Annotated in this window: 10 protein-coding genes and 1 pseudogene; 2 read left to right on the top strand and 9 right to left on the bottom strand. The window is 39.0% G+C overall.

Annotated features, from left to right (window positions below):
* Positions 1-70: 70 nt before the first annotated feature.
* Entirely contained in the window at positions 71-1,489 is a 1,419-nt protein-coding gene (locus FJR08_RS02655) for a sensor histidine kinase (protein ID WP_168632053.1), read from the top strand.
* On the opposite strand, the gene FJR08_RS02650 is transcribed toward FJR08_RS02655, so the two are convergent.
* From FJR08_RS02650 to FJR08_RS02610, 8 genes are all read right to left on the bottom strand, one after another.
* Positions 1,464-2,117 (bottom strand): HAS-barrel domain-containing protein, encoded by a 654-nt coding sequence (locus tag FJR08_RS02650; protein WP_168632052.1) that lies wholly within the window; start codon positions 2,115-2,117, stop codon positions 1,464-1,466. The genes FJR08_RS02655 and FJR08_RS02650 overlap by 26 nt on opposite strands.
* A 115-nt stretch (positions 2,118-2,232) precedes the next feature.
* Positions 2,233-2,427: an NAD(P)H dehydrogenase subunit NdhS gene (locus FJR08_RS02645; RefSeq protein ID WP_168632061.1), complete on the bottom strand. Its 195-nt coding sequence runs from the start codon at positions 2,425-2,427 to the stop codon at positions 2,233-2,235.
* A 105-nt stretch (positions 2,428-2,532) separates the two neighbouring features.
* Complete coding sequence (gene rodA / locus FJR08_RS02640; RefSeq protein ID WP_168632051.1) at positions 2,533-3,846, bottom strand: rod shape-determining protein RodA; 1,314 nt, start codon at positions 3,844-3,846, stop codon at positions 2,533-2,535.
* Positions 3,847-4,132: 286 nt separating this feature from the next.
* Positions 4,133-5,203 (bottom strand): Mrp/NBP35 family ATP-binding protein, encoded by a 1,071-nt coding sequence (locus FJR08_RS02630; protein ID WP_015081182.1) that lies wholly within the window; start codon positions 5,201-5,203, stop codon positions 4,133-4,135.
* A gap of 218 nt (positions 5,204-5,421) precedes the next feature.
* The gene (locus FJR08_RS02625; RefSeq protein WP_168632050.1) at positions 5,422-6,003 is read right to left on the bottom strand and encodes a CPBP family intramembrane glutamic endopeptidase; all 582 of its coding nucleotides are present in this window, start codon (positions 6,001-6,003) and stop codon (positions 5,422-5,424) included.
* Between the two features lie 49 nt (positions 6,004-6,052).
* Positions 6,053-7,093 carry a DUF3326 domain-containing protein gene (locus tag FJR08_RS02620; protein WP_168632060.1) on the bottom strand — a complete coding sequence of 347 codons (1,041 nt, stop codon included), beginning with the start codon at positions 7,091-7,093 and terminating at the stop codon, positions 6,053-6,055.
* A 61-nt stretch (positions 7,094-7,154) separates the two neighbouring features.
* A complete protein-coding gene (locus FJR08_RS02615) occupies positions 7,155-7,325 on the bottom strand; it encodes a hypothetical protein (RefSeq protein ID WP_015081185.1) in 171 nt (56 codons plus the stop codon).
* Between the two features lie 182 nt (positions 7,326-7,507).
* Positions 7,508-7,825 (bottom strand): 2Fe-2S iron-sulfur cluster-binding protein, encoded by a 318-nt coding sequence (locus tag FJR08_RS02610; protein WP_041458113.1) that lies wholly within the window; start codon positions 7,823-7,825, stop codon positions 7,508-7,510.
* A gap of 83 nt (positions 7,826-7,908) precedes the next feature.
* On the opposite strand from FJR08_RS02610, the pseudogene FJR08_RS02605 reads away from it, so the two are divergent.
* Positions 7,909-8,094, top strand: a pseudogene (locus tag FJR08_RS02605) (hypothetical protein); the annotation flags it as partial.
* A 220-nt stretch (positions 8,095-8,314) separates the two neighbouring features.
* Here the strand turns inward: FJR08_RS02605 and FJR08_RS02600 are convergent.
* The gene (locus FJR08_RS02600; protein WP_168632048.1) at positions 8,315-9,049 is read right to left on the bottom strand and encodes a GDYXXLXY domain-containing protein; all 735 of its coding nucleotides are present in this window, start codon (positions 9,047-9,049) and stop codon (positions 8,315-8,317) included.
* Positions 9,050-9,681 lie beyond the last annotated feature (632 nt).

The following is a 9,681-nucleotide window of genomic DNA, read 5'->3' as shown; positions in this document are numbered from 1 at the left end:
CATTTGCCGGAGTCTTAGGAATAATGCCAGAGACACGAACCAATATTAACTTCAGGTTAAAGACAAAAAAATGCTGGCTATGCATAGTATTCAGAATGCGGATCAGCTAAATCTCAAATTAGAATCAACTTTACAGGAATTACCAGTTTGGACAATTCAAATTGAAACAGATCATCCAGGTAATGAATTAGCAATGCTTTTTGAAGAAGATCCTTTGCTGCCAGGGATTATCTTGACTAAAGACAAAAAATATGTAGGCATGATTTCTCGACGGCTATTTTTTGAACAAATGAGTCGTCCCTATGGTTTAGGACTATTTGCCGGTCGCCCTGTCGAATATCTTTATAATTTTTTACAACCTAAAACATTTATCTATCCAGAGGATACCCCAATTGTCGAAGCAACTCAAATAGCTTTAGGGCGATCGCACAAACAGGTATATGAACCACTGGTGATTACAGATAAATCTTATCAATATGGATTGCTAGATTTTCATCAGTTACTTTTAGCCAATTCCCAAATTCATGTTTTAACATTAAATCGCCTGCAAAAAGAAACAGAAAAAGCCAGAATAGCTAAGGCTGACTTTCGTGATCTTCAGCATAACTATAGCCGATTATTACAAAACGACAAAATGATTGCCTTGGGACAATTAGTAGCTGGGATTGCCCATGAAATCAATAATCCCATGAATTTTATTTATGGCAACCTCAATTATGCTGTCGAATATGTTCAAGATATACTCTACATCCTGGAAAATTATAAACAAGAATTATCCTATGCTGACGCAATATCTGAAGCTAAAGCGAAGGGAATTGAAATAGAATTTATTCTGGAAGACTTACCAAAATTACTATCTTCCATGAAAGTTGGTGCTACAAGAGTAAATGAAATTGTCTTATCTTTACGTAATTTTTCCCGATTAGATCAAGCAGAAATTAAATTTGTTGATATCCATGAAGGTATAGAGAATACATTAATAATTCTCAAACATAGTTTAAAAGCTAGACCTGAGCGGGTAGAAATTGAATTAATTAAAGAATATGACAAATTACCATTAATAAAGTGCTATGCAGGGCAACTGAATCAGGTATTTATGAATATTCTTGCCAATGCTATTGATGCTCTTTCTGAAAGTGATAATTTAATCCTAAAAACCCGTAAAAATTTGCAAATTCGGATTCGCACAGAAATAACTAATGATCATTATGTTGTTGTTCGCATTGCCGATAATGGTTCAGGCATTTCAGAAGAAGTCCAAAAACGATTATTTGACCCATTTTTTACTACCAAAGCTGTAGGCAAAGGAACAGGATTAGGATTATCAATTAGCTACCAAATTGTAGTTGAAAAACATGGTGGTGAACTTTATTGTATATCTACTCCCGGAGAAGGTTCTGAGTTTATTATCAAAATCCCAGTTGTCTCGAATCACTCAGACAAAATACAGCAAACTTCAAAGTTTATGGATGAATTTGACTCAAAATAAACCGCAACCGATCATAATCATCTTTGAGTAACATACTCAGATGTCTTCCAGCTTTAATCAACCATTCTCGGTCAGTTTTTCGTAACTGATATATTCCCCGAATAGCGGCTGCGGCCAAAGAATCTACAGGCGCACCACTAATAAAAAGTAATGTTCGTAAAAAATCTAGTTCTTCTGTAAACTGAATAATTTCTTCTGCTTGACAATGATTAACAGCTTGGTGAATTTGTGGCGGACGAGGTGGCAAATATTGATACATTTTGCTGTTATTACTATTTAGAGATTTTTCTTTAAATCCCACAATCGCTGCTCGAAATTCAGTTTTGAGCATGGAAAATATTTGGGGTTGTTCCTCACGCAAAGCTTCTAAAGATAATCCTAGTGCAACTGCCCGATGTACAGAATCAATAGGCATCGTTGTGGCATGATAAACTACGGCATAAACTTGATTACCTGATTCTTCATCTACAGCACAAACCCAACTTCCAAAAGGTGGCATTGGTGGAAAACTCAAGTCTTCTGGTTCTAAACATTGAGCCAAAAATTCTGTAGTTGTTGTTTCAATTACCTCTGCAAAGTGATGGGAATGGCGATTGTCAATAGCAAACTGTGGTAAAGGTAGACGCATAAGCAATTAAAAATTATCAATTAAAAATTAAAAATGAATAAACATATTTTCTGAAGGTGCGATTAGTCAATAGTCTTAGTGAAAAACTAATAACCACTGACTAATAACTAAATTACTATTTCCCTTTTTTCTGGATTGTAGTTTCCACGGTTTCTAATTCTGTAAGACGGAAAGTAATTATTTTATCCCAATTACCACCTTCAAACAGTACAGCTACTTTACCATCACTAACTCGTTGGACAAGTCCTTCTGACCGATAATATGTATCAGCAGGATTTTTGACGCGAACAGTTGCTCCAGGTAGGATCATCATATTTACCCTTATTGGTTTCTTATTTCTAGCTTAATTGGTAATTGGTAATTGGTGATTGGTAATTCTATTCTTTCTCCCGCTTCTTGAACTCCTGACTCCTCTTTAATAATACTTTTGGCGTTGACGATAATTAGCTACAGATTCTACTATACCGATGGCAATAAAGTTAGTCAGCATCGCCGAACGTCCATAACTCATCCAAGGTAAGGGAATTCCCGCCACAGGTGCTAAACCAACTGTCATACCAACATTCACAATTAGTTGAAATACAATCATAGACAAAACACCAATAGCTAAAAGTGAACCAAAGTTATCTTTAGCGGTTTGAGCTACATGAAGTAAACGGAAGCAAATTAAGCAAAAGACCGATAGTAAAACTAAACAACCCACAAGACCAAATTCTTCAGCAACAGCCGAGAAAATAAAATCTGTGTGCTGTTCCGGAACAAAATTCAGTTGAGTCATGGGACCTTTAAACAAACCCCAGCCCCAAACTTCACCAGCGCCAATAGCAATGCGAGATTGAATCAGGTGATAACCAGCCCCAAGAGGATCATGCTCAGGGTTGATAAATACACTAAGCCGATTTTTTTGATACTCTTTTAATACATGATTCCAGGCAAAAAGGCCTAATTCGCCACCGAGCATATTTAGACAGAATGAAGCAATAGCAGCAATACCAAACCGCTTCCAAGGCAGACTAAACCAACCAACTACCCCCATAGATACTGCCCATACTAAACCTAATATGCTTAATGATATGTCTTTAGATAACATTATGGGCGTTGATAATGGCCAAGATATACTAAATAATATTGCTGCCATTACCGGGGAAACCATGAGTATTAACCAGCCGGGGTTGGCATTTGCCCAGTACAACATTCCTAAAAATATTGCCCCAAATACCAGCGATGTTGCCAAGTCTGGTTGTAAAAATACCAATGCCCAAGGTACAACCGTAATTGCCAAGACACGGAAAACACTCTCTAGAGTAGAAGCAGTTCGCCTATGTAACAAAGCTGCTAAGGTAATAATTAATCCTAATTTGGCAAATTCTGAGGGTTGAACATTAAAACCCGCAATACTAATCCAACGCTGTGCGCCTTTGGCACTAGTACCAGCGAGCATGACAGCGATTAAACTAAAGTTGGTCAGCCCATAGATAAACCAATGCCACTCCATGAGGATTTCATAGCGGCAACGAGCTAAAAATAAGGCGATTATTGTCCCAATAGCGGCTGTCAACCAGTGCCACCACCAGTCAGTTACAGGTTGCTTCAGTTCTGTACTCAGAATCATTAGCCCCCCGAACATACTAACAGCAACGGGGAGAAAAAATAGTAGCCCATCTATTTGTTGCCAGGGCTGAAGCCAAGATTGCCAACGCATTTTAGGGAACGAAGGTTTTAATAACATTGTGTGAGGAGGAGGTTGGGCAGGGGAGTAGGGCAGTAGGGGAGTAGGGCAGTAGGGGAGTAGGGGAATAGGGGAGTAGGGGAGTAGGGGAGTAGAGGAGTAGGGGAGTAGGGGAGTAGGGGCAGGGAGAGAAATTTTCTTCTTTCTTCTTTCTTCTTTTTTCTTTCTTTCTTCTTCTAAACTCCTGACTCCTGACTCGGTGACTCCTGACTCGGTGACTCCTGACTCGGTGACTCCTGACTCGGTGACTCCTGACTCCTGACTCGGTGACTCCTGACTCCTGATCTTATGTCAAAGCATTAACTGATACTTTACCTGCGACAGTGAGAGCGATCGCTGTTAGGGCTTTGGCTGCGGCTGAGTTGGGTTCACCAATTACTATCGGCACACCAGTATCACCGCCAATCCGGGTAGAAATTTCTAATGGTACACATCCTAACAGAGGAACTCCCAATTCTGCGGCTGTTTTGGAACCACCACCAGAACCAAAAATGTCATATTGCTTATCTGGTTGATCTGGGGGGATAAAATAGCTCATATTTTCCACAATTCCCAAAACTGGGACATTTAACTGCTGGAACATCCGCAACCCCTTTCGGGAGTCCAACAAAGCTACAGTTTGTGGTGTGGTGACAATGACTACTCCTGCCATTGGGACAGCTTGGGTTAAAGTTAATTGAGCATCTCCAGTCCCAGGGGGCATATCCACAATTAAATAGTCCAGTTCTCCCCATTCGACTTGATAGAGAAACTGACGAATCACACCATTCAGCATGGGACCGCGCCAAATTACTGGCTGATCTCGATCAATCAAAAAGCCCATTGAAACCAGCTTGACACCATGATTAAAAGCCGGTTCGAGGATGTCTCCTGCTTCTGTAGAACGGACATTAATTTCGGAATCACTCAAACCCAACATTGTGGGATCATTGGGTCCATAAATATCTGCATCTAATAAACCGACCTTTGCCCCAGTTTGCGCTAAAGCCACGGCAATATTTACAGCCACTGTACTCTTACCAACGCCACCTTTACCGCTAGAAACAGCAATAATATTTTTCACACCAGGTACGCCATTACGGTCTGGTAAGCTTTTTTGCTGGGGTGTTTCCGCTGTTACTTCTATAATTACATCTGTGACATCAGGCAGCTTTTTAACAGCTTTTTTACAGTCTTCAACAATAAATTCCCGTAAAGGACAAGCGGGAGTGGTTAACACCAAAGTGAAACTAACCTTGCCACCGTCAATCTTGACGTTGCGAATCATATTCAGTTCTACCAGACTTTTGCGAAGTTCTGGATCTTCTACTGGTCGCAATACTTCCAGGACTGCGTGGGAATCTAGGACATCATACATAATGTGTTTACCGTTGCCGCTTACTATAAAGCTTAAAAAATTTTCATTGACAGATACTAGAATCTTAACTTTATTGGGGCAGTTGTTGATTAGTCATTGGTCATTGCTAAAAGCTCGACAATCCTTAAAAAATCAAAGCAGCTATCATGTAGAGATTTTTTATGGGATTGACTCGTTTGACAAAAATCTGGGGAGGAATTGGCTGCTACCAGCCATATCTAAAGTTTTTGGATTTTCCATAAATAGCTAGATAGCCAATTTGTCACAATATGAGCAACTATTGATAATAACAAGTTGCCACTTAATAAGGCACTATAACTAAGGATTATACCAATAATAGTTGCCCAAATTACATAAGGCCATTGTTGGGGACCGCTAAGGTGCAAAACTCCAAAACAAAGACTTGATACGATCACAGCGGTATGATCTCCACCTAAAGCGGGTAGCATGACACCCCGAAATAATAATTCTTCACTTAAACCGGGAAGTAATCCTAACCAGATTAAATCTGGTAAAGCTAGAGGTTTAAGAACCATTTCTAGATAATAATCGGCGCTTTTGCGATAGGGAGGGGAAAGGCGATAAGCTAAACCACTTAATATGGTAATAATTACACCTAAACTAATTCCTAATAATAAATCTTGTTCGCGCCAGTACCATTTAAAAAGGATGATATCGCCCCAACGTAACCATAATTTAGCAACTATCCAGAGAATAATTGCGGTTACACCCATTGCTACTAAGACTTGGGTGCGTGTTAAGTAGGGGATTTCTGGTTCTTGATTTTTTTGTTCAATCACAGGATTTTAGAAAAATAATTGGTAATTGGTCATTGGTGGTTAGTAATTGTTAATTGTTAATTGTTAATGAGGAAGGATTGATACCTGCTTTATGAGCGACTAATACGCCTACTGCTTCCAAATATGAGTTTACCTGTAAGGTTTGAATTTTTAACATAGAAGCAGGAACTTGGATCAAAGTTTTATTTTCTGCGACTGTAATTATTTGACATTGTTTATGACTTACACTCAATAAAGCACTATTTCCACAAGCGGTGGCGGGAATAATTAAAGCATCAACTTGATTTGCCCAGATATCAGTGGACAAAGAATTGTGATTTTTTGTATTAATGATAAATTGCGGGGCGTTACTCAAACCAACTAAAACACAAGGTAAGAAAGTATAGCCTAGTTCTTCAGCCGCTGCACGAGGGGATAAATTGGGGGACGCAGGGGCGGGAGAAAGGGCGGGAGCATGGGCGCAAGGAATTTTAAAGGTACGAACTAATAAATGACTAATGACGGCTTCTGCACCGGCTAGAGGGTCTACTCCTTGACCTTGACGATAGTTTTGGACTGCGGTTTCGTCCATATCTTCCGGGAACCGGGCAACAACTGCGATCGCTTCGGCTTTTTCTGCTATAATTAATTTCTCGGCAGCCCGTAATAAACTATCAGGATTCCCAATTGTTCCCCAACTTGCACCTGATGAAGAAGTTCGTAATTCTACGTTGAGCGGTGCGTCAGTAATCACATGATTTGTAATATTTAATCCTAAGGTTGCTCTGGCTGCGTCGGCTACCTGCAAGTGTCGCAGCATTAATTCCGGTTCAATAGCCTGGTCTAAAAGTAACCCGACTCTGTTACTACGGACAGGACGTAAGCCCCATTCTCCAGCCGCAAATTTATCTAAACCATATCCTTCGACATAGAAAGCGTTGGGAATATTCCAGTATAAACTTGCACCGTTCATGACATTGGGGTGAGTAATCAAGCGATCGCATACCTGTGATATAACTCTAGCTACTGGTAAGGCATCACCAGCATAACCGCCAATCGCTGCCCCAATGCCGGTGGGTATAATTAAAATTACGGTGTATGGTTTTTGAATGGGTATCACAGGTTTTTGTTTCGCGCAAAGACGCTAAGGAGCAAAGACGCAAAGAAGAAATTTAAGCGGTAACTACGGCTTCTACTGTTGCGATTTGTTGTTCTTCGTTAACAGCGGTAATAGACCAACGCAGGGGTTCACCTTGTTTTTGTAATTCGGCTGTAATGGCTTTTTCCAATTCTGTGGGGGTTTCTTGTAATTCGATTTCGGCGGTAATAAAGTGAGTTGTCATGATTCTAAATCCTTTGTATTTGTGATTTTGAGAATACAGAAACTTTTTAGGGATTGGTAATTATCAATTATTTACCTAGTACACAACGGCGTAAGTCAACTAACCATTAAAAATTCATGAAAAGCTTATACAATCTGCTTTTTTAATTTTTAATTGTTAATTTTTAATTCCGCCCTGCGGTACTACCCTTTCCCAAATTGTGCTTGATAAACGATGTCTTCTTTTTCTGTTTCAATTTTTAAATCAGAAAGAGGTTTAGCAACACAAAGTAGTGCGTAGCCTTGTTTTTGCAAGTCTGGACTTACACCCATACCATCTGCTTGCTCTACAGTTCCTTCTGTAACCAAAGCCGCACAAGTTGTACAAACACCAGCGCCGCAAGAAGTTGGTAGGTCTAAACCAGTAGCTGAGGCGGCGTTGAGAATAGTTTCATCTTCAGGAACTTGCAGAGTATATGTTGTACCTTGGTGGTTAATTTCTACGGTGTAAGTTTTGGACATATATAGCAGCAATTTTTGACAACAGACAAACATCTTATTCTACTTGATCATATATAGCAATCTTGTCTGATCTGAGAAAGTTTATCTTTTTTAATGTTGCTAACTTTTTAGAGGATATTTGTACAAAATATATTTTACCTGCTTTGGTGCGTTCAGGGTGGGATATCACCAAGCAAGTCCGAGAACAGGTATATTTTACTGATGGTTGGATTTATGTTCAAGGGAATCAAACACGCCGGGGAAAGGCGAAAAAAGCCGATTATATTCTTTTGGACTAGATAACGCCAGGATTCTGGTTTAAGTGGCCTCGTTGAACCAGGAATCCCAGTGTCTTTAGACCGGGGAGTGTCAATTCACTCTCTCAATAAAAAGAGTGAAAATGTCAGAATCAGGATTTTTGATTGTTGTTGGGTTGATAAAATTTGGGAATTTTTCCTATCATCCTGTAAATCCTTAAATCTTGTAAATCATGATTTTGACAGATTAATCCTATTGAAAACGATAATTGCGATAGCCACGTTCACCATTCGCATCTCTTATGGATAAACCCGTAGGAATAGCATTACCTTGAGGATCTACTTTTACCCTCACTAAAATTGGTTGTTGTCTACCATTTCTGTTTTCCTGAACTTGTGAAATATCTTCATTAATCTGTTGTCTTTGTTCTTCAGGAATGAAATAGTTTTCCAACCCATAATTAATTAAACCGTCTTGATAATTACCTTTTAAAGCTACCTGATTATTAGATAAATCAACAGGGCGATTACTACTTACTCGGATAGGTTTCCAAGATTGGAGTTCATTCCTATCAAAAGATTGTCGTTCTTGCAAAATTAGATATAAGGTACTTCCTTGGGAAATTTGTCTACCTCTGCGGGAATTTCTTCGCAGCCAATTATTCCAACCTGGTAATCTTCTCAAAGTTTCGGGACGAGAAATATTATAATCCAAGTTCAATGAAGAACCTCGGACAACATCATTAGGATTTATAGCTACAGTTTGCAAAATTACCGTCTTACCAGTCATGTCTGTATACATGGCTTGAGAAGGTACAGCCAAAATTAAACCTACTTGAACCAATAAAGGGGCAATTAATCGCCAAATCGGTAAAGGTTTATTAGCTTTCTGTTCTGTAGCAATAAGATAATCCCGAAAAGTTAACTTTTCAGAAAATTGCATTTCTGGGGTTGAGGTTTTTTTTGATTCAGGGAAGTCATTTTTCATGGGATTAATTTAGTAATTGGTAATAGATAATCGGAAAAAATACTTTTCCCATTACTGCTAATTTTTAGATAGGAATTTATCCGCAGAGATTTATATAGGGCTTGCTGAAAAAGTCTTTTCGTGAGGGCTAGGAGTCACCGAGTCACCGAGTCAGGAGGAAGAATTAGAAGGAGAGAAGAATAGTCTCAAATTTCAGAAAATGATAGGTTTTTAATGGTTTCAATCCTTATTCCTTGCACCTAATTCACTTTTTTAACCGGGAAACTCTTAATCTATCTAGGTTTTCGGTTTATTCAGCAAGCCCTATATAGCAAGACTTCAGGAGTCACCGAGTCAGGAGAAAGAAAGTAAGAGTCAAAATCTAATTTTGTGCGAGTAATGTAGCAATATCCGGCAGAATATCCCCTATTAATTTGTTTTAACTGCTGAATTATTCTTGATGAATATGTCTTCATTCTGATTGAAAATTATCCCATTAATCACCCCTGTTATCACGTCTGTTGTCATCTCTATTATCGCTATTATCTCCTCTACTACTTCTATAATCACTCCCACTATTGCTTCTTTTGTCACCTCTATTATCGCTATTGTCTCCTCTACTACTTCTATAATCACTCCAATCACTCCCACTA

The organism is Dolichospermum sp. UHCC 0260, from assembly GCF_009711985.1.
Lineage (GTDB): Bacteria > Cyanobacteriota > Cyanobacteriia > Cyanobacteriales > Nostocaceae > Dolichospermum > Dolichospermum lemmermannii.
The sequence above is the reverse complement of the archived record's forward strand: the minus strand, read 5'-3'. Positions and strand labels throughout refer to the sequence as shown.